Source organism: Ruminococcus sp. Marseille-P328, assembly GCF_964249465.1.
Classification (GTDB): domain Bacteria; phylum Bacillota; class Clostridia; order Lachnospirales; family Lachnospiraceae; genus Blautia_A; species Blautia_A faecis.
The window spans coordinates 51,284-76,150 of sequence record NZ_CAXUBQ010000009.1; the positions used below are offsets into that span (position 1 = coordinate 51,284).

Annotated in this window: 23 protein-coding genes and 1 pseudogene; 4 read left to right on the forward strand and 20 right to left on the reverse strand. The window is 44.4% G+C overall.

The features are described 5' to 3' along the window. Positions 1 to 23: 23 nt before the first annotated feature. Positions 24 to 1,178, reverse strand: a complete 1,155-nt coding sequence (locus tag ACESTK_RS08185; protein WP_173716408.1) for a cysteine desulfurase family protein — start codon at positions 1,176 to 1,178, stop codon at positions 24 to 26. Here ACESTK_RS08185 and ACESTK_RS08190 point away from each other — a divergent pair. Then, positions 1,169 to 1,396, forward strand: coding sequence for a DUF6783 domain-containing protein (locus ACESTK_RS08190; RefSeq protein ID WP_373119432.1), 228 nt, complete (start codon positions 1,169 to 1,171; stop codon positions 1,394 to 1,396). The genes ACESTK_RS08185 and ACESTK_RS08190 overlap by 10 nt on opposite strands. On the opposite strand, the gene ACESTK_RS08195 is transcribed toward ACESTK_RS08190, so the two are convergent. From ACESTK_RS08195 to ACESTK_RS08240, 10 genes are all read right to left on the reverse strand, one after another. After that, complete coding sequence (locus ACESTK_RS08195; RefSeq protein WP_373119434.1) at positions 1,393 to 2,139, reverse strand: 16S rRNA (uracil(1498)-N(3))-methyltransferase; 747 nt, start codon at positions 2,137 to 2,139, stop codon at positions 1,393 to 1,395. The two genes, ACESTK_RS08190 and ACESTK_RS08195, sit on opposite strands and share 4 nt — an antisense overlap. 2 nt (positions 2,140 to 2,141) lie before the next feature. After that, the gene (prmA, locus tag ACESTK_RS08200) at positions 2,142 to 3,095 is read right to left on the reverse strand and encodes a 50S ribosomal protein L11 methyltransferase (RefSeq protein ID WP_173716406.1); all 954 of its coding nucleotides are present in this window, start codon (positions 3,093 to 3,095) and stop codon (positions 2,142 to 2,144) included. Between the two features lie 145 nt (positions 3,096 to 3,240). Further along, positions 3,241 to 3,921, reverse strand: coding sequence for a phosphatase PAP2 family protein (locus tag ACESTK_RS08205; RefSeq protein ID WP_226815525.1), 681 nt, complete (start codon positions 3,919 to 3,921; stop codon positions 3,241 to 3,243). A 160-nt stretch (positions 3,922 to 4,081) separates the two neighbouring features. After that, positions 4,082 to 5,269 (reverse strand): molecular chaperone DnaJ, encoded by a 1,188-nt coding sequence (dnaJ, locus tag ACESTK_RS08210; protein WP_118578560.1) that lies wholly within the window; start codon positions 5,267 to 5,269, stop codon positions 4,082 to 4,084. Positions 5,270 to 5,423: 154 nt separating this feature from the next. Then, the gene (dnaK, locus tag ACESTK_RS08215) at positions 5,424 to 7,307 is read right to left on the reverse strand and encodes a molecular chaperone DnaK (RefSeq protein WP_373119435.1); all 1,884 of its coding nucleotides are present in this window, start codon (positions 7,305 to 7,307) and stop codon (positions 5,424 to 5,426) included. A 115-nt stretch (positions 7,308 to 7,422) separates the two neighbouring features. Next, positions 7,423 to 8,085 carry a nucleotide exchange factor GrpE gene (grpE, locus tag ACESTK_RS08220; protein ID WP_373119437.1) on the reverse strand — a complete coding sequence of 221 codons (663 nt, stop codon included), beginning with the start codon at positions 8,083 to 8,085 and terminating at the stop codon, positions 7,423 to 7,425. Positions 8,086 to 8,101: 16 nt separating this feature from the next. Continuing rightward, on the reverse strand, positions 8,102 to 9,142 hold the full coding sequence (gene hrcA, locus ACESTK_RS08225) for a heat-inducible transcriptional repressor HrcA (protein ID WP_187564996.1): 1,041 nt from the start codon (positions 9,140 to 9,142) through the stop codon (positions 8,102 to 8,104). Positions 9,143 to 9,586: 444 nt separating this feature from the next. Then, complete coding sequence (locus ACESTK_RS08230) at positions 9,587 to 10,129, reverse strand: TIGR00730 family Rossman fold protein (protein ID WP_118578562.1); 543 nt, start codon at positions 10,127 to 10,129, stop codon at positions 9,587 to 9,589. Between the two features lie 92 nt (positions 10,130 to 10,221). Continuing rightward, positions 10,222 to 10,791 (reverse strand): chromate transporter, encoded by a 570-nt coding sequence (locus ACESTK_RS08235; protein ID WP_373119439.1) that lies wholly within the window; start codon positions 10,789 to 10,791, stop codon positions 10,222 to 10,224. Beyond that, the gene (locus ACESTK_RS08240) at positions 10,788 to 11,363 is read right to left on the reverse strand and encodes a chromate transporter (protein WP_294429552.1); all 576 of its coding nucleotides are present in this window, start codon (positions 11,361 to 11,363) and stop codon (positions 10,788 to 10,790) included. The genes ACESTK_RS08235 and ACESTK_RS08240 overlap by 4 nt, the downstream gene beginning before the upstream one ends. Before the next feature lie 249 nt (positions 11,364 to 11,612). Between ACESTK_RS08240 and uvrB the strand changes: the two genes are divergently transcribed. Next, positions 11,613 to 13,601 carry an excinuclease ABC subunit UvrB gene (uvrB, locus tag ACESTK_RS08245; protein ID WP_226837683.1) on the forward strand — a complete coding sequence of 663 codons (1,989 nt, stop codon included), beginning with the start codon at positions 11,613 to 11,615 and terminating at the stop codon, positions 13,599 to 13,601. Between the two features lie 319 nt (positions 13,602 to 13,920). On the opposite strand, the gene ACESTK_RS08250 is transcribed toward uvrB, so the two are convergent. Beyond that, positions 13,921 to 15,510 carry a glycoside hydrolase family 43 protein gene (locus ACESTK_RS08250; protein ID WP_373119441.1) on the reverse strand — a complete coding sequence of 530 codons (1,590 nt, stop codon included), beginning with the start codon at positions 15,508 to 15,510 and terminating at the stop codon, positions 13,921 to 13,923. A gap of 420 nt (positions 15,511 to 15,930) precedes the next feature. Here ACESTK_RS08250 and ACESTK_RS08255 point away from each other — a divergent pair, with 420 nt between their 5' ends. After that, entirely contained in the window at positions 15,931 to 16,431 is a 501-nt protein-coding gene (locus ACESTK_RS08255; protein ID WP_148461260.1) for a QueT transporter family protein, read from the forward strand. Positions 16,432 to 16,629: 198 nt separating this feature from the next. Continuing rightward, positions 16,630 to 17,853: a serine/threonine transporter SstT gene (sstT, locus tag ACESTK_RS08260; protein ID WP_118578572.1), complete on the forward strand. Its 1,224-nt coding sequence runs from the start codon at positions 16,630 to 16,632 to the stop codon at positions 17,851 to 17,853. Here sstT and ACESTK_RS08265 read toward each other — a convergent pair. From ACESTK_RS08265 to ACESTK_RS08300, 8 genes and pseudogenes are all read right to left on the reverse strand, one after another. After that, a pseudogene (locus tag ACESTK_RS08265) lies at positions 17,850 to 17,933 on the reverse strand (hypothetical protein); the annotation flags it as partial. The gene sstT and the pseudogene ACESTK_RS08265 sit on opposite strands and share 4 nt — an antisense overlap. Positions 17,934 to 17,946: 13 nt before the next feature. Beyond that, complete coding sequence (locus ACESTK_RS08270) at positions 17,947 to 18,669, reverse strand: SigB/SigF/SigG family RNA polymerase sigma factor (RefSeq protein WP_173735236.1); 723 nt, start codon at positions 18,667 to 18,669, stop codon at positions 17,947 to 17,949. Positions 18,670 to 18,681: 12 nt separating this feature from the next. Further along, the gene (gene spoIIAB / locus ACESTK_RS08275; protein WP_373119444.1) at positions 18,682 to 19,107 is read right to left on the reverse strand and encodes an anti-sigma F factor; all 426 of its coding nucleotides are present in this window, start codon (positions 19,105 to 19,107) and stop codon (positions 18,682 to 18,684) included. Continuing rightward, positions 19,107 to 19,451: an STAS domain-containing protein gene (locus tag ACESTK_RS08280; RefSeq protein WP_148461256.1), complete on the reverse strand. Its 345-nt coding sequence runs from the start codon at positions 19,449 to 19,451 to the stop codon at positions 19,107 to 19,109. Before ACESTK_RS08280 ends, spoIIAB begins: the two co-directional genes overlap by 1 nt. Before the next feature lie 123 nt (positions 19,452 to 19,574). Further along, positions 19,575 to 20,939: a lipopolysaccharide assembly protein LapB gene (locus ACESTK_RS08285; protein WP_173769593.1), complete on the reverse strand. Its 1,365-nt coding sequence runs from the start codon at positions 20,937 to 20,939 to the stop codon at positions 19,575 to 19,577. 15 nt (positions 20,940 to 20,954) lie between these two features. Beyond that, on the reverse strand, positions 20,955 to 21,107 hold the full coding sequence (locus ACESTK_RS08290) for a hypothetical protein (protein ID WP_021925740.1): 153 nt from the start codon (positions 21,105 to 21,107) through the stop codon (positions 20,955 to 20,957). A 67-nt stretch (positions 21,108 to 21,174) separates the two neighbouring features. Continuing rightward, positions 21,175 to 22,467 (reverse strand): folylpolyglutamate synthase/dihydrofolate synthase family protein, encoded by a 1,293-nt coding sequence (locus ACESTK_RS08295; protein ID WP_373119446.1) that lies wholly within the window; start codon positions 22,465 to 22,467, stop codon positions 21,175 to 21,177. A 373-nt stretch (positions 22,468 to 22,840) separates the two neighbouring features. Next, complete coding sequence (locus ACESTK_RS08300) at positions 22,841 to 24,853, reverse strand: LTA synthase family protein (protein ID WP_373119447.1); 2,013 nt, start codon at positions 24,851 to 24,853, stop codon at positions 22,841 to 22,843. Positions 24,854 to 24,867 lie beyond the last annotated feature (14 nt).

Genomic DNA, 24,867 nt, shown 5'->3' on the forward strand with positions numbered 1-24,867 from the left:
TCATTCTTCTTTTCCTCACTGCATCAGTGTCTGGAATATCTCCGAAGCATAGGCAGTACCTGCCCGATCACTTCCAATGCATAATCCACTTCTTCAAATGTATTTTCCTCTGAAAAACTGAATCTCAGCGTACTTTCTCTTTGGGCTGCTTCCATTCCCATTGCACTTAAGGTTCCGGCAGCTTTTCTTTTGTGGCTGGAGCAGGCGCTTCCGGCTGAAACATAAATGCCTTTTTCTTCCAGAGTATGAAGCAGCACTTCGCTTCTCACGCCCAGAAAGCTGGCGCTTAAGATCTGAGGTGCACCTTCTCTTATCTCCATTCCGTTGAGACGAACATCAGGAAGTTTCAGAAAACCTTCTGCAAGGCGTTCCTTCAGCTGATACATATGCTCAATTTTCTTATCAAAATCCGTGTAGACCATCTTTGCAGCAACACCCAGTCCTGCAATTCCAGGTACATTATCTGTACCGGACCGCATACCGGCCTGCTGGCCGCCGCCTAAGATCTGAGGCTGAATCCTGGCTTTCTCATTGATATATAAAAATCCTACACCTTTAGGCCCGTGAATCTTATGGCTGCTCACAGAGAGCATATCAATTCCTGCCTTTTTGGGATAAATACGGTATTTTCCAAATGCCTGGATCGCATCTACATGATACAGAGCCTTCGGGCTTTTCTCATGAACCAGTTTTGCAATCTCTTCTACTGGCATCACAGCACCAACCTCATTGTTTACATACATAGTAGATACCAGAATCGTATCCGGGCGCAAAGCTTTCTCTAACGCCTCCAGCTGAACCACACCCCTGTGATCTACAGGAACTATCGTCACCTCATATCCCATCTGTTCCAGGCGCTCTGCGGGCTGTCCTACAGCTGCATGCTCCACTGAGGTGGTGATAATATGGTTTCCGCTTCTTTTATTTGCATCCGCTCCGCCAAACAAGGCCAGATTATTTGACTCTGTTCCGCCAGAGGTAAAAATGATCTCTTTTTCATTTACCTTGAGAATTTTGGCAAGTGTCTGTGCAGCTTCACGGACATACTTTTCCGCTTCCACACCTTTTAAATGCATGGCAGAAGGGTTTCCAAAATCCTCTGTCATTGTTTTTACTACAATCTCTGCCACCTCAGGATAACATCTTGTGGTAGCGGAGTTATCAAAATATGCTTCCATTTCTTACTTTTCCTCTTTTTTCCAGAGCATGTTTAAAAAAGGCTATCTGCAAGAAGTACATCACAATTTGCGGAAGCTTTTGCCCGGATAAGGGCGTCGCAGCGGGCTGCGGCAGCCGAATTCGGGTGAAATATACCGCAAAGTGGGGCGTGCAGATTGCAGAAATGATTCTTCAAACAGACTCTGGCACGTCTTGCAGATTGCTAAAATATTTTTAAACAGACTCAAGCGTATACATCAGAATAGACAGCATGGTCATACCTGCTGTCTCTGTGCGCAGGATTCTTTTTCCCAGGGTCACCGGTTTCCCACCGGCTTCCATGGCATCTCTCACTTCTTCCTCCTCAAAGCCGCCCTCCGGGCCAATAAAAATTCCCACAGACTGTCCAGGCTGAATTGCCGACAGGATTTCCCGGGTCTCTTTCATACCTTGGGCAAGCTCATAAGGAATCAGAACCACATCCAGTCCTTTTGCAAAGGCAAGTGCTTCTTTCCAGCTCATTACATTTTTCACTTCCGGGATCAGCATACGCTTAGACTGCTTAGCTGCGCTCTCGGAAATCTGCTGCCATCTGGTAACCTTCTTCTGCGCTTTCTTTGCATCCAGCTTCACCACACATCTCCTTGTTTCAACTGGAACAACAGCGTAAGCGCCAAGCTCCACAGCCTTCTGAATGATCAGTTCCATTTTATCCCCTTTGGGAAGACCCTGGAACAAATAAATCCGGCTTGGGAGCTCATACTGGGATTCCTGAGCATAAAGGATATGAAGAACTGCGCTGTCCTCCTGAAATTCTTCTATGGTACAGTGATATTCCTTCTCACTGCCATCGCTGATCCACACATCCTCACCAATGCGCATGCGCAGAACATTTTTCATATGGTTCAGATCCGGGCCGGTAAGGGTGATCCTGTGTTCTTCCTCCAGGACCTGAAAAGGCTCCACAAAAAAGCGCTGCATAATTATTCCTTTCTGGCTGTGACAGATACCCATTCTCCCTGATGGGTTACCTCAACCAGCTGAAGCCCGGCGTCTTTCACTGCCTTTACCACTACTTCTTCTTTCACATCCAGGATTCCAGAGGTGATATAGTAAGCACCCTTTTTCATCTGATTTACGATAACCGGTGTGAGAGGCACCAGTACATCTGCCAGGATATTAGCCGTTACAATGTCATATTTCTCATATCCAACCGTGTCTTGAACTTCTTTATCATCAATGATGTTTCCAATGAGCATGTCAAAAGTCTCATCCTTAATATCGTTAGCCTCTTTATTGTCTGCCACTGCCGGAATTGCACAGGGATCAAGGTCAGTTCCCACAACATGAGCAGCGCCCAGCTTCAAAGCTACAATTCCAAGAATACCGCTTCCGGTTCCAACATCCAGCATCTGGGTGTCTTTTGTCACAAATTTCTTCAGCTGACGAATTACCAGCTGGGTTGTCTCGTGCATACCAGTTCCAAAAGCTGTACCTGGATCAATGTGAAGGATCATCTTATCTTTATCTTCTTCCTTCACTTCTTCCCAGGATGGAACAATAAGAATGTCATCTACATAGAACTGATGGAAATATTCCTTCCAGTTATTGATCCAGTCTTTGTCCTCTGTCTGGGATTCTGTGATGGTGCCTTCGCCGATATCCATGTATCCGCGTACTTCTTCAAGGACAGCACGTACTCTCTCGAGAACAGGCGCAGTTTCTGTGTCCTCTTCCAGATAAAAATTCAGATAGGCGATTCCATCATCCGCTGGACCTTCCGGCATAATATCCACAAACATCTGCTCTTTATCTGTCTCGGTAAGGGGCTGTTTGTCCTGAATCTCTACGCCCTCAACTCCAACGTCTGCAAGGGCAGAGATGATAACGTCTTCTGCTTCTGTTTTTGTTTTGATGGTAAAGCGATTCCACTTCATACTATTTCTCCAATCTTTTTATTGAAAGCTGTTTCTTCATAATCACAATATGGTATTTTTTAACATCTTTCGAAACGGTTGTTATCTGTTACTTTATTCTGATTTTTCAATTCACCTGACCAATTACTGTTTTTTTATGTCCATGTTACTTCTTTTTATGTGCAAAAACATGCACAACCCACTTATGTCGCTGCCCTTTCTGATAAAATCTCCAGAAAAACTCTACCAGAAGCAACGCCGCTGCTGCATCCACAATGTAATGCTGCTTCAGCACCTGGGTAGAGATAATGATCAGAATTGCAAATACCAGAGAAAATCTCTGATACCATTTCGGCACCTTCTCTGAGCCTTCCACACCTTTCCAGCACATCCAGCTCACATAGCAGTGGATAGAGGGAAACAAATTAGAAGGACTGTTCCCGCCATCCAGGGAATATACCAGAGCGAGAATCTTTTCCGAAAGGGTATTTCCTGGGATCTCCGGTCTTATATTGGTGGTCGGTATTAAAATAAAGCAGATAAAGCAAATAAAATGTATGGTCAGATCTGTGGCAACAAACCGGTAAAACATATCCTTACCACGCCTTGCCGCCAGCAAATACCCCACCGCCCAGAATGGAAATGCCAGAATATAAAACCACACAAATACAGGCAGTAAAGGAACTTCCCTGTCAAATGCCATCGTAAAATCAAAGTGATACCTGCCAGCTGTAAGCGCACTGCTTCCCCAGTAAATCAGACAATTCACTGCCATGATGGTCACAAGAGGTACAATAGACCACAGGGGGATATATCGGTTTAACAAATCTCTTTTCTTTGTTTTCAAGGCAAAACTCCTTTCCGGACTCTTGCGATGTTACTGCTCATTTCCTGACCAGCAGCACGGACAGTAACGTTGCGGCTACCCTTTAATATACAATAAGTAACAAAAAAAGAAAAGAGGATATCTCCCCTTTTCTTTATTCTTTTATGGAAAAACTGATTTTTTACTCTTCAAAGGTCTCTTTTAATTTGTCCATGAAGCTTTTTTTCTTCTTTTCGGACTTTTCTGTGCTATCGCCGGCACTGCCTGCAGGACGATTGCCGCATGCCTCGTCAAATTTGCGGAGAGCTTCTTTCGCGTCCTCATTCAGGTTGGTTGGTACCTGAACAACCAGAGTTACGTAGTGATCACCGCGAACATTCTTGTTTCGAAGGGACGGAACACCTTTTCCCTTCAGACGGATTCTGGTATCTGTCTGAGTTCCTGGTTTCACTTCATAGAGAACTTCTCCATCTACTGTATTCAGTTTGACTTCGCCGCCAAGCGCTGCCTGTGCATAAGTAATCGGTGCAGTAGAGTAAATATTCATATCCTGTCTCTGGAAAATCGGATGGCGTGCTACATTTACTTCTACCAGCAGATCGCCTCTCGGACCTCCATTTGTGCCAGGTTCACCTTTATCACGGATACGGATACTCTGACCATTGTCAATACCAGCTGGAATAGATACCTTAATTTTTTTGCGATTGGAAATGTAGCCGGTACCACGGCAATCCGGACATTTATCTTTGATAATTTTGCCAGTACCATGACAATCCGGACACACCTGAACGTTACGAACCATGCCAAACATGGACTGCTGGGTGTAAACGATCTGTCCTTCACCATTACATTTCGGACAGGTAACCGGTGAGGTACCAGCCTTAGCTCCAGAACCGTGACAGGAAGTACATTCATCTTTCAGAGTAATCTCAAGTTCTTTCTCACAGCCAAATACAGCATCCTCAAAGGTGATATTCACGCGTGCACGCAGGTTTGCACCCTTCATAGGTCCATTATTGGCACGTCTGCGGCTTCCGCCGCCTCCAAACAGATCTCCGAAAATATCTCCGAAGATATCACCCATGTCTGCGCCGGAGAAATCAAAGCCGCCGAAACCGCCTGCTCCGCCACCGCCGCCGTTTTCAAAAGCGGCATGACCAAACTGATCATACTGTCTTCTCTTGTCCGGGTCACTTAAGACGCTGTAAGCCTCTGTTGCCTCTTTGAATTTCGCTTCAGCTTCCTTATCTCCCGGATTTACGTCGGGATGATACTTCTTGGCAAGCTGACGATATGCTTTTTTTAATGTAGCGTCATCGGCGCTCTTATCAACGCCTAAGACTTCATAGTAATCTCTTTTATCAGCCATGATTTCTTTCTTTTCCTAACTTTTTGTATTTGGTTATCTTATGGAAGACGCCAGCGGCGCATTTCTGTAATATGTCTTTCACCACCACTGCCCGGTCATGAATCATGACCGGGCTGTAGTTTCATGTTCCGAAATATTGGAACTTATTATTCAATTAAACCTCTTTGTAGTCAGCATCTACAACATCATCGCCGTAACCAGCCTCGTTACCGCCCTGGGAAGCTCCTCCCATGTCCGGTCCAGGGCCTGCCTGACCAGCACCACCCTGTGGGTTCTGTGCTTCATACATCTTTGCGAAAAGCTTCTGAGCACTTTCCATCATCTTCTCCTGAGCAGCTTTGATCTCAGCGACCTGAGCATCTCCGATCTCATCTGTATTTGCATATTTAGCAAGGATATCTTTTAATGCATTTAAGTCAGCCTCTACGGAAGCTTTGTCATTTGCATCCAGTTTATCGCCTGCTTTTTTCAGTGCATTCTCAACCTGGAATACCATGGAGTCTGCATTGTTCTTTGTATCAATTGCCTCTTTACGTTTCTTATCCTGAGCTTCGAACTCAGCAGCTTCTTTAACAGCCTTGTCAATATCAGACTCGGACATGTTAGAACCAGCTGTGATTGTAATGTGCTGCTCTTTACCTGTTCCAAGATCCTTAGCAGATACATTTACGATACCGTTGGCATCAATATCGAATGTAACCTCGATCTGCGGAACACCACGACGTGCTGGCGGGATTCCATCCAGACGGAACTGTCCAAGGGACTTGTTGTCTTTCGCGAACTGACGCTCACCCTGTAATACATTGATATCTACAGCGGTCTGATTATCAGCTGCTGTGGAGAAAATCTGGCTCTTCTTGGTCGGGATTGTTGTATTTCTCTCGATCAGACGTGTTGCAATACCACCCATTGTCTCGATGGACAGGGAAAGTGGAGTAACATCAAGAAGAAGGATGTCACCTGCACCAGCCTCACCGGAAAGCTTACCACCCTGGATAGAAGCACCAAGTGCAACACACTCATCTGGGTTCAAGGCCTTGCTTGGCTCTTTGCCAGTTAACTGTCTTACTTTATCCTGTACAGCCGGGATACGTGTAGATCCACCAACCAGAAGCACCTGTCCAAGATCAGAAGCAGTAAGACCTGCATCAGAAAGTGCACGGCGAACCGGCTCTGCTGTTTTCTCAACAAGATCGTGTGTAAGTTCGTCAAATTTAGCTCTTGTAAGGTTCATATCAAAATGCTTCGGTCCTTCAGCTGTTGCTGTGATGAATGGCAGGTTGATATTGGTTGTTGTTGCGGAAGAAAGCTCTTTCTTAGCTTTCTCAGCAGCTTCTTTCAGTCTCTGAAGAGCCATCTTATCGTTGCTTAAGTCAACGCCCTCTGTTCTCTTGAACTCAGAAAGCATATAGTCTGTAATTCTCTGGTCAAAGTCATCACCACCAAGACGGTTGTTACCAGCTGTTGCCAGAACTTCGATAACTCCATCACCAATCTCAATAATGGAAACATCGAATGTACCACCACCAAGATCATAAACCATGATCTTCTGCTCTTTCTCATTGTCAAGACCATATGCAAGAGCTGCTGCTGTAGGCTCGTTGATAATACGTTTTACATCAAGGCCTGCAATCTTACCAGCATCCTTGGTTGCCTGACGCTGAGCATCATTGAAATATGCCGGAACAGTGATAACTGCTTCTGTAACAGACTCTCCAAGGTATCCTTCAGCGTCTTTTTTCAGTTTCTGAAGAATCATAGCGGAAATTTCCTGTGGGGAATATTTCTTATCATCAATTGTTACACGGTAATCTGTACCCATCTCTCTCTTGATGGAAGAGATTGTTTTCTCTGCGTTTGTTACTGCCTGGCGTTTTGCAGGCTCACCTACCAGACGCTCACCTGTCTTTGTGAATGCTACAACAGATGGTGTTGTTCTGGATCCTTCTGTATTTGCGATAACGGTTGGCTGTCCACCTTCCATAACAGCTACACAGCTGTTTGTTGTACCTAAATCAATACCAATGATTTTTCCCATGATAATTTTCCTCCTGTTTAAAAATTCATGGTTGCTGTCCATTACACGAACAGTAACATTTATACTTTGTTTTTAGAAAATGTCGATGAAGTTTAATTCTCCAAGCTGCTTTCTGTTAATTAGCAACTTTTACCATACTGTGTCTTACAACGAAATCCTTGTAAGTATATCCCTTCTGGAATTCCTCTACGACGATGTTCTCGCCAACGGATTCGTCCTCCACATGCATCACTGCATTATGCAGATTCGGATCAAATTCCTTACCTACAGCCTCGATTGGCTTCACACCCATCTCATCAAAAGCTGTCATCATCTGCCTGTAGATCATCTTCATGCCTTCTGCAAATGAATCATCCTCCGGTGCCTGTGCAAGACCTCTTTCGAAGTTATCCACGATCGGAAGCATTTTTTCAACGATGTCCCTGGCGCCGATGATGTACATGCTGGATTTCTCCTTCTCCGTTCTTTTACGGTAGTTATCGAATTCAGCCATGCTGCGCTTCAGTCTGTCTGTAAGCTCCTCGACCTGCTGTTCAAATTTATCTTTCTCTTTTTTCTTCTTACCGAAGAAAGAAGTTTTTGTCTTGGTTTCCGGTTCCTTCTGAGATTCGGTTCCCTGATCTGACTGCTCAGTTTCTTCTGTCTGTGCAGGTTCCTCGGAAGTCTCCTCTTCTGCTGTCTGGGCTGTATCTGCTGCCTCTTCTTCGCTTCCGTCTGTTACCGGAATGTCAACTGCTTCTTCCTGTACTTCGGCTTCTTTATTCATTTCTTCTGACACGCTTTCAACCGCCTTTCTAGGTTTTCTTATTTACCATTTCGTCAAGCTGGACTTTTAATTTCTTTAAGCTGTCCACTACATTCTCGTAATCCATTCGCTTGGGACCGATGATTCCAATAGTTCCACGCATTCCATCTCCCAGCTCATAAGTAGCTGTGACCACACTGCAGTCTTTCATGGTACGTACCGGAACTTCATCCCCGATGTATATCTGAACTCCTGTGTTCTCCGAGTCTCCCATTTCCTCACGGACCATATCCGCAAGTTCCTGCTTATCCTCGAAAGTAGAAATCAGCTCACTGGCTCTGGATGTATCTGCAAGCTCTGGATACTTAAATATGTTGGTCGCTCCCGACGTATATACTTTCATATCTTCTTCGTCCACGTGAATTGTAGCTGCAACTGCGTCCAGCACATCTGCAACCACACCACTGTGGCTACCCGCCTGTTCTTTTAATCTGGCAATCATGCCCAGATTAATATCCTGGATGGGTACGCCGTTCAGGTTCGTGTTAAGAAGAAGATTCAACTTCAGGATCGTCTGATCATCCATCTCCTCATCAATATTAATGATCTGGTTCCGAATGACATTACCCTCACATACAACTACGGCAATCAGCTGCCGCTCATTGACTCGTGAAAGCTGAATGAACTTCAGGGTGCTTCCCTTATACTGGGGAACCGCAACCATAGCCGCATAATTGGTATCCGTGGCAAGAACCTTCGCCACCTGCCTGAGCACCTTATCCATCTTATCTGATTTCTCAATCATCAGATCACGGATTTCTGCGATCTCGGCTTCCTTCTCCCTGGTAAGCTCATCTACATAAAGGCGATAGCCTTTATCTGATGGAATTCTTCCGGCTGAGGTGTGGGGCTGTACGATGTAGCCCATATCCGTCAGGTCGGACATCTCATTTCGGATAGTAGCAGAGCTGACATTCAGATCCGGATACTTGGAAATAGTTCTGGAGCCTACAGGCTCGCCTGTTTCCATATAAGTTTTGATGATTGCTTTCAGTATTTTCCGTTTGCGCTCATCTAATACTTCATCCATGAAATATCTGCTCCTTCCTGAAAAGCAGACGGTCAAACCTGATTCTGATTTCCGTCTGGCTTCTTCGAATTCCTTTTGTTAGCACTCATTATTTAGGAGTGCTAACATCTATGTTCTTAAGATACACCTCAGTATTCCTTTTGTCAATATTTTTTACAAATTTTTTTCATCTTTTTTGATAGTTTTTACCCTATACTTTACCATTCTGGCTAAATTCTCCTTACTGCAATACTTTTTTTGGACAGCAAGGATACTATCAGGTATCTGCCAACGCAGTCTTATGTTTGCTGCCGCATAAATGAAAAAGATGCCTTGAGAAAATTTTCCCTGGCATCTTCTTTCCTATATAGGAATACCGCCCATAGGCGACATGTCCGTTTTGTAACTGTTCAGCACCTTCACAGTTATATGTTTCGCAAAACAGCCCCTGCTGAATAGCAGCCTCTATTTTTTATAATTTTCCAGATAGTCAAGAACTGCTGTCGGCTCATCCAGAAAGACTACCAGATCCAGCACGGAAAAATCCATGAATTTCTCTTCTGCTGTGTACTCCAGCAATGCTTTCATCTTGTCATAATATCCGTCAATGTTATACAGCACAATTGGGCGGTCAATACGTTTCAGGCTTTTCAAGGTAAAAATCTCAAAAAATTCCTCGTAGGTACCAATTCCGCCAGGTGCTACGATCGTAGCATCTGATTTTTCTTCCAGAAGTTTTTTGCGCTCTCTCATATTCTCTGTGAAAATAAATTCCGTGCATTTCTCATACAGAACTCCAGGCTGGTCAAAAAATCGGGGAGCAATTCCAAGTATGTAACCATTTTCTGCTGCCACGCCTCTGGCTGCTGCTCCCATCATTCCGGTAGCCCCGCCGCCAAACACCAGACCGTGACCTCTTTTTCCCATTGCTCTTCCAAGCTCTTCTGTTTTTTCATAATAAATGTTTTTAAGCAGTGCACTTGAAGCGCCATATACACATATGTTCAATCTGTTATCCCCCTTATTTTTTCTTCTAAACACAGGTGCAGCCTACCTGCGGCAGCACCATATACGAAAGTCAGCTGGCATATCTTTTCCAGTCAGCTTCCGGCAGCCGCGCAAAACACCATATTTGCCACACCGCACAAAACCATCACCAGAATAGGATTCATTTTAAATTTTCTTAAAAGCACCAGTGCGGCAGTAAAGAACACCACCATTCGAATGCATATGTTTTCCCGAAACAGTTCCACTGCACCATTTATAAAAAAAGATGATACTAAAATGGTAACTCCTGCCTTGGCGATCATGGCCACAACCGCCGGGCGAAGGGATGTAAGAGTTCCCTGGAGAAGGGACATTTTCCGGTATTTCGTGTAAATATATGCCAGCAGGGTTACAATTATACAGGAGGGTAAAATACAGCCAAGAGTAGCCACCACTGCGCCGCCAGGACCCGCAATCCTGGTTCCTACAAAGGTTGCAGAATTTACTGCAATAGGGCCAGGAGTCATCTCTGCAATGGTCACAAGATTCGAAAAAGTTTCCATGGAAAGCCAGCCATGCATAGTCACTACCTGTTCCTGTATAAGAGGCATTGCTGCATATCCGCCCCCAAAGCTTAATGCACCGATCTGAAGGAAGCTGAAAAAGAGCTGAAGATAAATCATTTTTTGCTGCCCTCCTTCACAAGTGTACGCGCAAATCCAAATACAGCCACAATAAGTATTATATAAATAATGTTTACCTTCAGAAAATAGCTTACACAAAAACTGATGACCATAATAACCACATTTACCCAGTCTTTTGACTTCGCCACGTTTTTTCCCATGTCGTATACCACGGAAATGATCACAGCACCTACGCCGGCAGTCATACCTTTCAAAAGAGCTGCTATGTAATAATTAGAGCAGAATGCATCATAAAACAAGGAAATCAGAGACAGGATCACCATTGGCGGAATAATAGCCCCCAGAACCGACAGCAGCATTCCCGGTATTCCCCCAAGCTTGTATCCCACCACAATTGCTCCGTTTACTGCAATTGCTCCTGGAGATGACTGTGCGATTGCCACCAGATCCAGCATTTCTTCCTCATCGATCCAGTGATATTGATCCACAAATTTCTCTTTCAATAAAGTAACGATCACATATCCGCCGCCAAAAGTAAACGTACTAAGATATAACGAGGCAAAAAAAAGCTTCCTCAGCACATATCTTTTATTCTTTTGTTTTTCTTCCATTTCCGGCACTCCTAATAATTCTGCATGATTTCTGCGCATCGCGAAGCGTGTTACTGGTCAGGTCGTGAACAATCACGCTTTTCTTTTTTAAGATAACGCACTATAGGTATGTCTGTCAATTAAAGTTTTGGAATGCTTCTGCATTTCAGAGGGCAGAACAAATATTCGATTCTGCTGTACTTTTATAAAAAAGGATGCTATACTGAAAACAGTTAAAGCGTGTTTGATTTTATAAAAGAAAGGACTCATATGGATCATTTTGAATTACATTCCGAGTATAAACCAACCGGCGACCAGCCACAGGCTATTGAGAAACTGGTAAAGGGATTTAAAGAGGGAAATCAGTTTGAGACGCTGCTTGGTGTCACCGGCTCTGGTAAAACTTTTACTATGGCAAACGTTATTCAGGCGCTGAATAAGCCTACTCTGATCCTGGCCCATAATAAAACTCTGGCAGCACAGTTATACGGTGAGTTTAAGGAATTCTTCCCGGAGAATGCGGTGGAGTATTTTGTCTCCTATTACGATTATTACCAGCCAGAAGCATATGTGCCTTCTTCTGACACTTATATTGCCAAGGACTCTGCGATCAATGATGAAATTGACAAGCTCCGTCTTTCTGCCACTGCCGCCATGTCAGAGCGAAAAGATGTTATTATCATCTCTTCTGTGTCCTGTATCTATGGATTGGGTTCTCCTCAGGAATTTCAGGACATGATGATTTCCCTGCGTCCTGGCATGACTAAGGATCGTGATGAGGTTATCCGGGAGCTGATCGACATTCAGTACACCCGAAATGAAATGGACTTCCACCGAAGTACCTTCCGCGTTCGTGGCGACACTCTGGAGATTTTTCCGGCTAACAGCTCAGATACCGCTGTCAGAGTGGAGTTTTTCGGAGATGAGATTGACCGTATCTCTGAGATTGATGTGCTCACCGGAGAAATCAAATGCCAGCTTGCGCACATCGGTATTTTCCCTGCTTCCCATTATGTAGTACCAGCGGAGCAGATTCAGAAAGCAGCCATTGCCATTGAAGAGGAATTAAAAGAACGGGTAGACTACTTTAAAAGCGAAGACAAGCTTCTGGAAGCCCAGCGTATCTCCGAGCGTACCAACTTTGATATTGAAATGATGAAAGAAACCGGCTTCTGCTCCGGTATTGAGAACTATTCCCGTCATCTTTCCGGACTGGAGCCAGGGCAGCCACCTTATACTCTGCTGGATTATTTCGGGGATGATTTTCTTCTTATTATTGATGAGTCGCACAAGACAGTCCCACAGGTTGGCGCTATGTATGCTGGCGACCAGAACCGTAAACAGACATTGGTAGACTATGGTTTCCGTCTGCCCTCTGCCAAGGATAACCGCCCTCTGAGTTTTGAAGAATTTGAGAATAAACTTGACCAGGTTTTGTTTGTATCTGCTACCCCGGGAGATTATGAATACGACCATGAGCTTCTCCGCGCCGAGCAGATCATCCGTCCTACCGGTCTTCTGGATCCGAAAGTGGAGGTGCGCCCTGTAGAGGGACAGATAGACGACCTGATTTCTGAAATAACGAAAGAAACCTCCAGAAAAAACAAAGTGCTGATCACAACTCTCACCAAACGAATGGCCGAGGATCTTACCCAGTATATGAAAGATGTGGGAATCCGTGTCCGTTATCTTCATTCGGATATTGATACCCTGGAGCGTGCAGAAATCATCCGCGACATGCGTCTGGATGTATTTGATGTGCTTGTAGGCATTAACCTTCTGCGAGAAGGACTTGATATTCCTGAGATCACTCTGGTTGCTATTCTGGATGCAGACAAGGAGGGCTTCCTTCGTTCTGAGACTTCCCTGATCCAGACCATTGGCCGTGCTGCCCGAAACAGCGAAGGACACGTTATCATGTATGCAGACGTGATGACGGATTCCATGAGAAATGCCATTGAGGAAACCAACCGTCGCAGGGAACTCCAGGAAGCCTATAATAAGGAACATGGAATTACTCCTACTACTATTAAGAAGGCAGTCCGTGATCTGATTGCAGTTTCCAAGGCAGTTGCTGAAACTGAAGTGAAGCTGAAGAAGGATCCGGAATCCATGAGCAAAAAAGAGCTGAAGAACCTAATCTCCCAGTTGGAAAAACAGATGCGCCAGGCTGCTGCAGACTTGAACTTCGAGCAGGCAGCAGAGCTGCGTGACAAAATGATCGAATTGAAGAAAAATCTTGCAGATGCGGAAAAGTAATCCTTCGATTTCCCCATGCATTTTGCCAGTCAGATTTGGCACTATTTATCAGCTTCAAGAGAGCGCTTCACGATCTGATTAAAGCGTGTTTGAAGAGTGAAAAGCCTAATTTTCAGGCTCATCACCCTTGCATATCATAGAAGAATCTTATTTACAGACTTTTTCCCACAGTCTTTGTTTGAAAAGGATTTCTGTAAGATGTACGTCACAATTTACAGGATTCTCTGCCTGCAGCGGATCGCCTCCGGCCACATTTATATTTGCGCCGCAGTGCGATCCCGCCCGGCAGGGGGTTCCGTTAACCTTGATTATTCAGCAATTAATTTTTATTTATCTTCACTGAAAAATTTCTAAAATGCCCTTCCGCATTTTCTGAGAACATTCCGATATAAGTTCCGGTAAAACTCATGTACATAGTTCCTTCTGTAGCCAGCCCTGCAGTAGAACCGCTGCCCAGCTTCTCATAGTATTTTCCATCTTCGCTGTACCAGAAATCATATTCCAGAGGATTACCGATAATACGAAAATGAATATTTTCCCCAGAGGATACTACCTTCTCAGCTGTTCTTGCAAACATATCATGAATATGCCTGGAAAAACAAACCTTGTACTGTCCGCCCTCTCTGGTTAAGTAAATTTCATAATGATAAAATTGATTGTAGAATGTACCCAGTCCCACTCTTTTATTTAGACCTTTGACGTTGCTGTCTTGGGAAAACGGACAGGCATCTGAAAAATTTCCTTTCAAACTCACCACAACATCTGCCTCAACATCAAATTCCTTCTGCCTGATTCCGACCCATGTCGGAGTATCCGTGTCATTTAAAGTTACGCTTGTTCCTTTCAAAATAAGCCGTCTGGCAGCGGTATCACGCACATAATTTTCCATATGCGGAGTTCGAACCCAGTTATAATGCAGGCTGAATTTCTCTTCCGAAAAATCATCTGTAAAATCCCGGCATATCGGCTGCACCTGGTCGCCTGGAAGTGGTCCCTTCATTTCCAAAGCGATTCTGCCATCGTTTCCAACAACCGGCCAACCCTCTTTATCCCAGATTACAGGGCTTAAAAAGGTCTCTCTTCCAAGATGATGAAGTTTCAGACCTCGCTGCGGAGTGCAAGAAGGCCGGATTCCCAGACAAACCAGCCACCAGTTTCCATTCTGATCTACTTCCAGATCAGCATGTCCAGTGCAGGAAATAGAGCCATCCGGATTATCCCGGTGACTGAGAATCGGATTATGGGGACACGCCTCATACGGTCCAAATGGAGAATCTGCTCTTTGCATGGTAACCATATGTCCATATTCTGTGCCACCCTCTGCAAGAAGCAAATAATATTTTCCATTCAGCTTGTAAATATGAGGTCCCTCCGGACAGATTCCGCCGCATCCATGACTGATACATACACTTTCGGACAGCTTTTCTCCTGTGTATGGATTGATTTTACACATAAAAATTCCATCCCTGTCATCTTTATCTCTGGAAGTAGAGGCGAAGTAAACATCTTCACCATCAAACAGCAAAGTAGGATCAATCCCTCCCTGATCAATCCATACCGGCTTTGACCATTTCCCATAAATATCGCTGGTATGTACGATCAAATGCCCCTTATGTGACACATTGGTAGTGGTCATAAAAAACTCACCGTTATGGTAACAGAGCATCGGCGCATAAATTCCGCCTGACGGCCGAACACCGTCCAGATAAAGCTGCTCTTTATCTCTCAGACAGTAATTGATCAATTCCCAGTTCACAAGATTCTTACTGTGGTAAACCGGCACTCCGGGATAGAATTCAAAAGTTGAATTTACAAGATAAAAATCATCCCCGACTCTGCAAATCGACGGATCTGGATTGTAACCAGAAATAATGGGATTTTTGTATTTTTGTATTCTGATATCTGGCATATTTTTCCTCCTGACCTGCAAACCGACAAATGCGGTTCTCTTCATAAGATATCTATAGATTACTATGATTCAGAAAGAATAACAACCCTAAAAACTTTTGCTGTATTACAGGAAAAGTTGTATAAACGGCACTGCAAATATGGGAAAATGTGGGTATGCTCCGAACATTTTGGGGATAACCTCTTGAAAACCGGAATTCTATATGTTATACTGATGCCCGTTGAAAAGCCCAGAAAAATAAGGTCTTAAGCGGCTTTTCCGCCGATTCCCGGCGTAGGCCATATACCTTCCGGTATATGCCTCCGCGGCATTCGTCAAATGTCCATGCAAGCATGGCCGCTTGACTCATTGCAGCGCGAAAATGAATCGAGTGTTCGTGACCTTCCACTCGTAAAACAAAACTAAAGGAGACAAATGAATATGAAAAACAAGAGTACCCTGTTTCTGGTGCAGGCAGCGCTAATTGCGGCTGTCTATGTTGTACTGACACTGGTGTTTGCACCGTTTAGTTATGGAGAGATTCAGGTTCGAATTTCCGAAGCCCTGACCATTCTTCCATTCTTCACACCAGCTGCCATTCCTGGTCTTTTTGTAGGCTGTATCCTTGCCAACCTGCTTGGCGGTGCAATTCCTCTGGATATTGCATTCGGAAGCATCGCAACCCTCATCGGAGCTGTATTTACTTACAAACTTCGTAACAGCAACAAATGGCTGGCACCAGTTCCACCAATCGTAGCCAATGCAGTTCTGGTTCCATTCGTACTTCGTTACGGCTATTCCGTCAATCTTCCGATTCCACTTATGATGCTTACGGTAGGTGCCGGAGAGATCATTTCCTGCGGAATCTTTGGAATGGTACTTCTCACTGCACTTTCCAAGTACAAGAATACACTGTTTGGCAAACAGGCTGCTGCTAAATAATTTTTTTAATTTGCAAACCCGGGTAAGAGGTTTTTATGCTCCTCCTTACCCGGATTTTTTTCTCTATTTTTTCTTTTTTTCAAAAAAGTCTCTCATTTTCATTAATTTCATCATATATTTTATTGCGAATCCTCCCTGCATACTATATAATTAATTAATCTTTTATCAAATTAAAGAGGGAAAGAGGTAAAGAAACAAATGAAAAATTTATGGAACAAATGGACCGGGATTGCACTGGTGAAACGAATCGTCGTTGGTCTGATTCTTGGTGCCATCCTTGGAGTTGCAGCCCCCGGTGCAACCAGCATTGCCATCCTTGGCGATGTATTTGTAGGTGCTCTGAAAGCCATCGCACCCCTTCTGGTATTCTTTCTGGTTCTCAGTTCACTGTGCAACGCAGGAAAATCCCATGGCGGCGTTATCAAAACAGTAGTTGCCCTTTACATGTTCAGCACTGTACTGGCAGCTGTGATTGCCGTTTTCGCCAGCATGATTTTCCCTGTACACCTGACACTTACCAATGCAGCCGCAGACGCCAGTGCCCCACAGGGTATTGTGGAAGTCCTCAGCAACCTTCTTCTGAATATTGTTGCCAACCCGGTATCTTCCCTGGTGAATGCAAACTATGTAGGTATCCTTACCTGGGCCATCCTTCTTGGTCTTGCCCTTCGTACAGCAAATAACACCACAAAAAAAGTCCTTGCTGACATTGCAGACGGAATATCCCTGGTGGTCAGCTGGATCATCAACCTGGCACCCTTCGGAATCTTCGGTCTGGTATTTAACACCGTATCCACCAATGGATTAGACATTTTCACTACCTATGGAAGACTACTGTTGCTGTTGGTAGGCAGCATGCTTTTCATCTACTTTGTAACAAACCCGCTTCTGGTTTACTGGTGTATCCGAAAGAATCCATATCCGCTGATTCTGCACTGCCTAAAAAAAAGTGCCATCACCGCATTCTTCACCAGAAGTTCTGCTGCCAATATTCCAGTAAATATGAAAGCCTGTGAGGAGATGGGGCTCGACCGTGACACCTATTCCGTAACCATTCCTCTTGGTGCAACCATCAACATGGACGGAGCTGCTATCACCATCACCGTTATGACAATGGCAACTGCTTTTACCCTTGGAATCCACGTTGATATCCCAACAGCTATCATCCTCAGCCTTCTTGCAGCCCTTTCTGCATGTGGTGCTTCTGGTGTTGCCGGCGGATCCCTCCTTCTGATTCCTATGGCCTGCTCCCTTTTCGGAATTTCTGACGACATTTCCATGCAGGTTGTAGCCGTAGGCTTTATTATCGGAGTTATCCAGGACTCAGTTGAGACAGCCCTTAACTCATCTTCTGACCTGCTTCTCTCTGCTTCTGCAGAGTTCAGACAGTGGCGTCTGGAAGGAAAAGAGATTAAATTCTAACACCCAATAATGCTCTGGAAAATATGAGAAAATACTTTGCTTTTTTCTCCTTTTCCAGAGCGTGTTTGAAAAAGGCTCTCTGCAAAATGTGCATCACAATTTGTGGGAGATTTCTCTCAGCTTCTTCAATATCCTTTTCTCCATCCTGGAAATCTGAACCTGGGACATTCCCATTTTTTTTGCAACCTCTGTCTGTGTCATATCCTGAAAATACCGAAATACAATCAGTCTTTTCTCCTCTCCTTCCAATTTTTCCAGAATTTCCTCCAGAAAAATCCGGTTCAAAAGCTTTTCATGGCGATCCTCTTTTTCCGGAAGCCTGTCCACAAGCTGCAAATCCGTTCCATCTCCCTGATACACAATCTTGTAAATAGAATCCACCTCTGCAGCCGATTCCAGCGTCATCGCCAATTCTTCCATCGGCATATCCATAGCATCTGAAAGTTCTCTTAGATCCGGCTCACGGCCTAATTTTTTCTCCAGTTCCTCCCTCATTTTACAGATCTTATATTGATTCTCTTTTATGGAGCGGCTCACCTTCAGAATTCCATCATCCCTAAGAAACCGCTTAATCTCTCCAATGATCATTGGTACTGCATAAGTAGAAAACTTCACATCAAATTCAGGATTGAAATGATCTACAGCCTTCAAAAGCCCGATGCTTCCAATTTGAAAAAGGTCCTCCATTTCCACCCCTCTCCCCAGAAAACGCCTGGCAACACTATACACCAGTCCCATATTTTCCGAAAACAAAGTATCTCTTGCCTCTTTATCTCCCTGGTGAATGCGCCCAATGAGAGCAAGAGTGTGATCCATGCTTCCTCCTGATCAATTACCGATTTTTTTGCTCATATGCACACAGGTTCCTTTTCCAACCTGTGAGGTGACTTTAACCTCATCCATAAATGCTTCCATAAAAGTAAACCCCATTCCTGACCTGTCCTGATCAGCGCGGGTCGTATATAAGGGCTCCATTGCTTTTTCCACATCTGCAATCCCTATGCCATCATCCTCAATATCCAGATAAATTGTTCTCTCTTTTCTGACACACTTCATCCGTATCTTATGTACCTCGCCTTGATAGCCATGAATGATACAGTTGGTTACAGCCTCTGACACAGCCGTTTTCAAATCTGCTACTTCCTCCAGTGTGGGGTTCAGCTGGGTGCAAAATGCCGCAGCAGCTACCCTTGCCAACCCTTCATTCTCCGAACGGCTGTCAAAAATAATGGTCATTTCGTTGGAATTTCCCATCAGACTCCCCTCCCTTCCAGCTGCATCTCATTTTCTGTTCTTTCCAGTTCCAGAAATTTACTCACACCTGAAAGCCGCAGCAATTTTTCAATATATCCGCTTACATGGCAGGCCTTCATGCAGCCAGAACGCATCCCCAGAGCCCGGTATCTCCCCATGATCAAACCTACGCCCGAACTGTCCATAAAAACAGTATTTCCAAAGTCAAAACAAATGGTTCTGATATATATTTTTCCCATAATCCTGTCTGATTCTCTCCGGATCAGCTCAGAAGCCGGATGATCCAGTTCCTCAGGCAGTTTAATATTCAGACAGGTTCCCGTAGTTTCAAAAACAGGTTTCATAAATAAAATCCCCCTTTTTTACTCTATTTTGACCCTCTGCACAGGAAAAAGAAAAAGAGATGTGCAGGTCTATCCCGCACATCCCCGGTTCAGAGGTTTCTCATTATTGTAATTCAGAAATTTTTATTCATAATACTGAAAATCACCATTTTCATCATAATATCCGTTTTCGTCGCTGTAATCAGAATATCCGGATTCATCATACCCACTGTCACCAGATGCATTATTGTAAGAACTGTCATAACCAGAGGAATCCGTTTCAGAGCCTTCTGTTGTATTGTCAGTTCCATCATTGCTTTCGGAATCAGAGGAATCTTCGCTGCCCTCAGACTTACTGTCTTCCGTGATTCCAGACACACCAGTAGCTGAACAGATAGTATTATAAATTCCCATTACATCATCTCCCAGCTGATCTTCATAAACCTTCTGGATTTCCAACGCAGCTGCATCATACTCATTCTGTGTATAAGCTGCATACGCATTCAGAAGTGCCTGATAACTGGTGCTCTTCTTCTGCTCGGCATCAAGCTGCTGGGTGATTTCCTCTGCCACATCTCCGGATTCCTTCGCCTCACCCTGGGCTTTGGAAAGCTCCGCACCCTGGCTGACCAGAGACTCGCTGTACTTTACAATCTGTTGATTGGCTTCTCTGTAAATCCCCTGCTTGATAGCCGGAACTGCCAGAAACCAAAATGCAGCCGCACCTGCTGCCACACCCGCCATAAGTGTCACAAACAGTGAAATTCTGGAATTTTCCCTGTAAACTGCCGGCTGTACCACAGTACTTCTGGAAATCTCATCCGAACCTTCTGTCTTGCCCTTGGCACCAAAAAGTCCTTTTTTCTGTTTCTCAAGTCTGGTCGTTACACCGGTTCTCTCATCTACTTCACGAAGAAAACGTAATGTAGTTGTATTGGTCTTGTCAATACGAGCCGCCTTTTTTAAGGTTCTTCTTGCCTTGCCCCAGTCATGATTCTTCATATAGATCAGCGCCAGCAGATGATAACCTTTGATCAGCTTGGTATTCTGGTTCAGAATTTTGCGAAGCTGAATGGCAGCCATATCCTCATGGCCTTCCCTGCAAAGAGCCAGGGCATTATTATATTTTCTTATTGTCTCATTAATAGCATCCAGTTTATTCGAATTCGCCTGAAGACGATTAATATATTCATTCGCAATATTCCGGGTAGGCTGCAGATTCTTACTGATCACCCACTCGCTAAGAGCAGCAACCACCTCTCCCATTTCAAAATACACAAGACCCAGAAGATTTCTCGCCTGGATATTTCTCTTGTTAAAGGTAAGGCTCTGCTTCAGACAGTTAACGGCTCCTGAAAGGTCCCGGATACTGGCCTTCTCCAAGCCCTGATTGTAATAAAGTTTGGATAGATACTCCACCTTTTTCTGGATCAGGACGTTGCACCCGCAATGAGGACAGTAATCCAGATCCTTATCAGCCAGGAACGCGCCGCAATTCATACAGTTCATTAAGTATCTCCTATTCTATTTCATCCTGCGTCCGCTTTTGGACTCCCTGAGCATTTCCTGAAGAATGTCCAGAATATCCGTCAGCTCTCTATCGTAAATAGCCTCTTCCGCGTCTGTCACATCCAGACAGGGCTCAAATTTCTTCAGTTCCTCTTCGTAATCGATCATAAAATTCCTCCACAGACTTCTGAAAAATCAACCAGAAATCCCATGTTTTCTTTTTTCTGCAGACAATTTACTTTTTCAACAAGAGTGTCTTAATCTCTCCCACCAGGTAAAGAGAACCCACGCAGAACAGCATTCCGGCCTCTCCTTTGGCCTCGTGCGCCATATGAAAAGCTTCTTCAATATTATCAGAGTTTCCAACATCCTTACAGCCTTCTTTGCAAAAGATCTCTGCCAGCTCCGCAGACGGCACCTCACGGTATCCCCCAACCTCTGTGGTCACAACTTTACGGAATTTTATCCTGCTGCAAATTGTATGGATCATATCCTGGTAATCCTTATCATTCACAGCAGAAAATAAAAGTGTCAGCGGATACTCCTTCTGAAACCGCTCTGCAGTCTCCACAAACCTACGCACGCCATCCTCATTATGTGCACCATCCACGATCACGCCCGGCAAAATGGTCTCCATTCTGCCCTGCCATCTGGTATTTGCAATTCCTGCCTGCAGCTGTTCCATGGTCACCGGAATCCTGTCTTTCAGCACTTCCATAGTTGTAAGCGCCAGAGATGCGTTCATCACCTGATACCATGCAATAAAAGGAATATGGAACCTGGTATCCCCATAATAATCGTCCTCCAGGGAAAAATCAATGCCGTCTTTATTATTTCCCAGTACCTTTGCTCCAGCCTGAATTACTTTATAAGCCGGACTTCCAAGCTCCTTTGCCTTCGCAGCGATCACTTCTGCCGCATCCTTGTCATTTCCATCATAGATTACAGGAACTCCCGGAACAATGATTCCAGCCTTCTCCCCTGCAATCTCTCTTACCGTATTTCCCAAAAACTGCATATGATCCAGACTGATAGATGTGATCACGCAAGCCACAGGATTCTCTACCGCTGTAGTCGCATCCAGCCTTCCGCCAAGCCCGGTTTCCAAAGTCACATAGTCCACCCCTGCCTCTGCAAAGATCACCATTCCCATAAGAAACAGCATCTCAAAATAAGTAGGATGGTAACTACCTTCAGCCACAAGCTCGTCCGCCAGCACTTTCACTCTCTCAAAAGCTTTCAAAAAGGTGTCATCATCAATATTCACCTCATTGATCTGAAACCGCTCGTTGATCTTCACCAGATGGGGAGACGTAAACAGACCGCAGGAATACCCTGCCTCCCTGAGAATAGATGTGAGAAACGCACAGGTACTCCCCTTTCCATTCGTTCCCGCAACATGTATCACCTTAAACTTCTCCTGTGGATTCCCCAGTCTCCTCAAACATTCCTTCGTATGCTCCAGACTGTTCTTTTTGGTAAACTTCGGAGTCTCCTCAATATAAGCAACCGCTTCCTCGTAATTCATAATCTAAACCACCATTTATCTATCGTATTTCGTCCGTAACTTCTCATGCTCATAGTAAGCCTGGCAGAATACTGCCTTCTGAATCGTTACATTACTCTACCATTATATAATAGTCACACCAGAAGTCCACCCCTAATCGTAACTTTTTATCCGACAAACCTCGCACAGAAGAAATCAGAGAGGTTCCGAAAAAATCTCATACGGCAGAATTTGGGGTTAAAAAAGGAGAGGACACAGTCTGAGCTCCAGCGGAGCAAATTTGTCCTCTCCTTTCTTCGGTTTCAGCAAAATTCTGATGTTTTTAATTTTTTTTGGCCGCACACCGCGCTCAGAGCAGACCTGATGAGACCAGGTGCCCAGCCGGGAAACGTTCCTATCGGGAATTCACCTTCCACTGACTATCATACAATGCATAAACCGCTCTGTCAAAGCTCTTACTAAGAGCCTTCCTCGTCGAACTGTTACTTCTCTGTACAACTGCCAGTCTGTCAAAATCCGACAGCTCCGTACCCGAGATCACCAGCATGTTCGGACTTACATATGCCGTATCATACCACTCTCCATTCAGCTTCACCTGACTGGACGGGGTGAAATTCGTGCCTTGGATATAATAAGTCCAATCCGTATCCGACACTAACCGAATGGAATCTAAGGTCACATCATAAAGTCCCATCCGCATCTTCGTTCTCTCAAAAGGATTTTCTCCTCCATAAGCATATCGCTGACCGTACAGCACATCATACTGAAGAGTTTCCAGATCAACCTGATAATTCTTGGTATTTCTTCTTGCCTGATGATATTTCATGATCGTACCCTCATGAATACCAACTCTATCCAGAACCTCTGCTGCGATCTGATAAGAAGCCAAATTCTCATCCTTCTTGGTAAGTCCCATATTATCCCAGATTACATACTCCGTCTGGAAAAGATACTTATTTTTCAGATCCTCCACAGTCAGTCCCATAGTCGGCAGATGATCCCCATACATAACCAGGATCACATCCTCCGGATAGTCTGCCAGAGCATCTGTTAACTCTTTCACAAACTGATCCATCTCATGAATCTGATTCACATAGTACTCCCATTTACAATTCAGCTCATCCGTAGGAGAACCGGAAACTGTAATAGAAGGATTGTCCAGAATGGGCTCGCTTGGATAATCACCATGTCCCTGCACGGAAATGGTATACACATAATCCGGACTGTCAGTAGAATCCAGACACTTAATGATCTCATCCGTCAACACACTGTCTTTTACCCATCCAAGAGGATTCTGCAGGTTCTCATCTGCCATATACTCTTCAGAAGTAAAGGTGTCAAATCCCAGATTGGGGAAAACAGACCTTCTTCCATAGAAGTTGGCTTCATTATTATGTACCGCATGTGTAGAATACCCCAGATTTTTCAGAACATAGGGCACACTTTCGCAGGTAGTCTCCTTAAGAATACTCTTATAAGGATATTCACCTGGTCCAAAATAGTGAAGACTCATACCTGTAATGGTCTCAAATTCCGTATTTGCCGTACCAGCTCCAACAGAAGGAACCTTGTAATATCCGGAAGAATACTCTTTCATCAGCTTCCTGAAGTTCGGGATTGGATCTTCAGAAATATCCAGGTAATTTACCAGTGTCGGGTCAAAGAAAGACTCTAGCTGAAGGAACAGAATATTCGGTCTCTTTCCATCATCCTTGGTCTTTGGAAGATTGGACTCTGTCTTCTCGATCCGGTTAATCTCATCCTCAGAATAATCCCTCGGCTCACTGATGCCTGTATTAAAAATAGTAGTCGCCAGACAATAAGGATAACCATAATCCTCATAAGCAAACGCAATATTGCCAAAATAATTAGACAAAACCCTTTTTTCAAGAGCCAGCTGTGTCACGCCTCCAAAAGCCACAAAACCAGCAATTACCAGCGGAATCACATACCGGTACTTAATCTTCTGCTCATACTTCGGTCCCTTGACCAGTAGGATCAAAAGCCCCAGCACCACAATTCCGATCAAAATACATCCGATCACCACACCATAAAACGGCAGATATTTCTGCATGATTGCAATACCATCCGTCAGCATATGCAGATCCGGTCCGGTAAATGGTGTAACACGGTTCATCAGAAGAATACAGTTTACGATTCCCAGAAACAGCCAAAAAACGGAAACCACAACTCTCCAAAAGCACCGCCTGTGAAACAGATAAACGATCAGCATTGTAGTAAAAATAAACATCGTATTATAAGCAAATACCAACGGTTTTCCCGTCATATAATCCCAGGCCTCCACTACAGAATGGCGGCACAGTGCCTCTATAAGGAAATAGAGCACTGCGCACCAGAGTGCCTGGAGAATCAGGGAAATTTTATTGCAAAATTTGCTCAGCTTCATGCAAAATCTCCTTT

Bases quoted from the DNA above. Each gene is read 5' to 3' on its own strand.
- ACESTK_RS08190 (WP_373119432.1), top strand. From the start codon at position 1,169: ATGCTTCCATTTCTTACTTTTCCTCTTTTTTCCAGAGCATGTTTAAAA.
- ACESTK_RS08185 (WP_173716408.1), bottom strand. From the start codon at position 1,178: ATGGAAGCATATTTTGATAACTCCGCTACCACAAGATGTTATCCTGAG.
- ACESTK_RS08195 (WP_373119434.1), bottom strand. From the start codon at position 2,139: ATGCAGCGCTTTTTTGTGGAGCCTTTTCAGGTCCTGGAGGAAGAACAC.
- prmA (WP_173716406.1), bottom strand. From the start codon at position 3,095: ATGAAGTGGAATCGCTTTACCATCAAAACAAAAACAGAAGCAGAAGAC.
- dnaJ (WP_118578560.1), bottom strand. From the start codon at position 5,269: ATGGCTGATAAAAGAGATTACTATGAAGTCTTAGGCGTTGATAAGAGC.
- dnaK (WP_373119435.1), bottom strand. From the start codon at position 7,307: ATGGGAAAAATCATTGGTATTGATTTAGGTACAACAAACAGCTGTGTA.
- hrcA (WP_187564996.1), bottom strand. From the start codon at position 9,142: ATGGATGAAGTATTAGATGAGCGCAAACGGAAAATACTGAAAGCAATC.
- ACESTK_RS08235 (WP_373119439.1), bottom strand. From the start codon at position 10,791: ATGATTTATCTTCAGCTCTTTTTCAGCTTCCTTCAGATCGGTGCATTA.
- ACESTK_RS08240 (WP_294429552.1), bottom strand. From the start codon at position 11,363: ATGGAAGAAAAACAAAAGAATAAAAGATATGTGCTGAGGAAGCTTTTT.
- uvrB (WP_226837683.1), top strand. From the start codon at position 11,613: ATGGATCATTTTGAATTACATTCCGAGTATAAACCAACCGGCGACCAG.
- ACESTK_RS08250 (WP_373119441.1), bottom strand. From the start codon at position 15,510: ATGCCAGATATCAGAATACAAAAATACAAAAATCCCATTATTTCTGGT.
- ACESTK_RS08255 (WP_148461260.1), top strand. From the start codon at position 15,931: ATGAAAAACAAGAGTACCCTGTTTCTGGTGCAGGCAGCGCTAATTGCG.
- sstT (WP_118578572.1), top strand. From the start codon at position 16,630: ATGAAAAATTTATGGAACAAATGGACCGGGATTGCACTGGTGAAACGA.
- ACESTK_RS08270 (WP_173735236.1), bottom strand. From the start codon at position 18,669: ATGGATCACACTCTTGCTCTCATTGGGCGCATTCACCAGGGAGATAAA.
- spoIIAB (WP_373119444.1), bottom strand. From the start codon at position 19,107: ATGGGAAATTCCAACGAAATGACCATTATTTTTGACAGCCGTTCGGAG.
- ACESTK_RS08280 (WP_148461256.1), bottom strand. From the start codon at position 19,451: ATGAAACCTGTTTTTGAAACTACGGGAACCTGTCTGAATATTAAACTG.
- ACESTK_RS08285 (WP_173769593.1), bottom strand. From the start codon at position 20,939: ATGAACTGTATGAATTGCGGCGCGTTCCTGGCTGATAAGGATCTGGAT.
- ACESTK_RS08290 (WP_021925740.1), bottom strand. From the start codon at position 21,107: ATGATCGATTACGAAGAGGAACTGAAGAAATTTGAGCCCTGTCTGGAT.
- ACESTK_RS08295 (WP_373119446.1), bottom strand. From the start codon at position 22,467: ATGAATTACGAGGAAGCGGTTGCTTATATTGAGGAGACTCCGAAGTTT.
- ACESTK_RS08300 (WP_373119447.1), bottom strand. From the start codon at position 24,853: ATGAAGCTGAGCAAATTTTGCAATAAAATTTCCCTGATTCTCCAGGCA.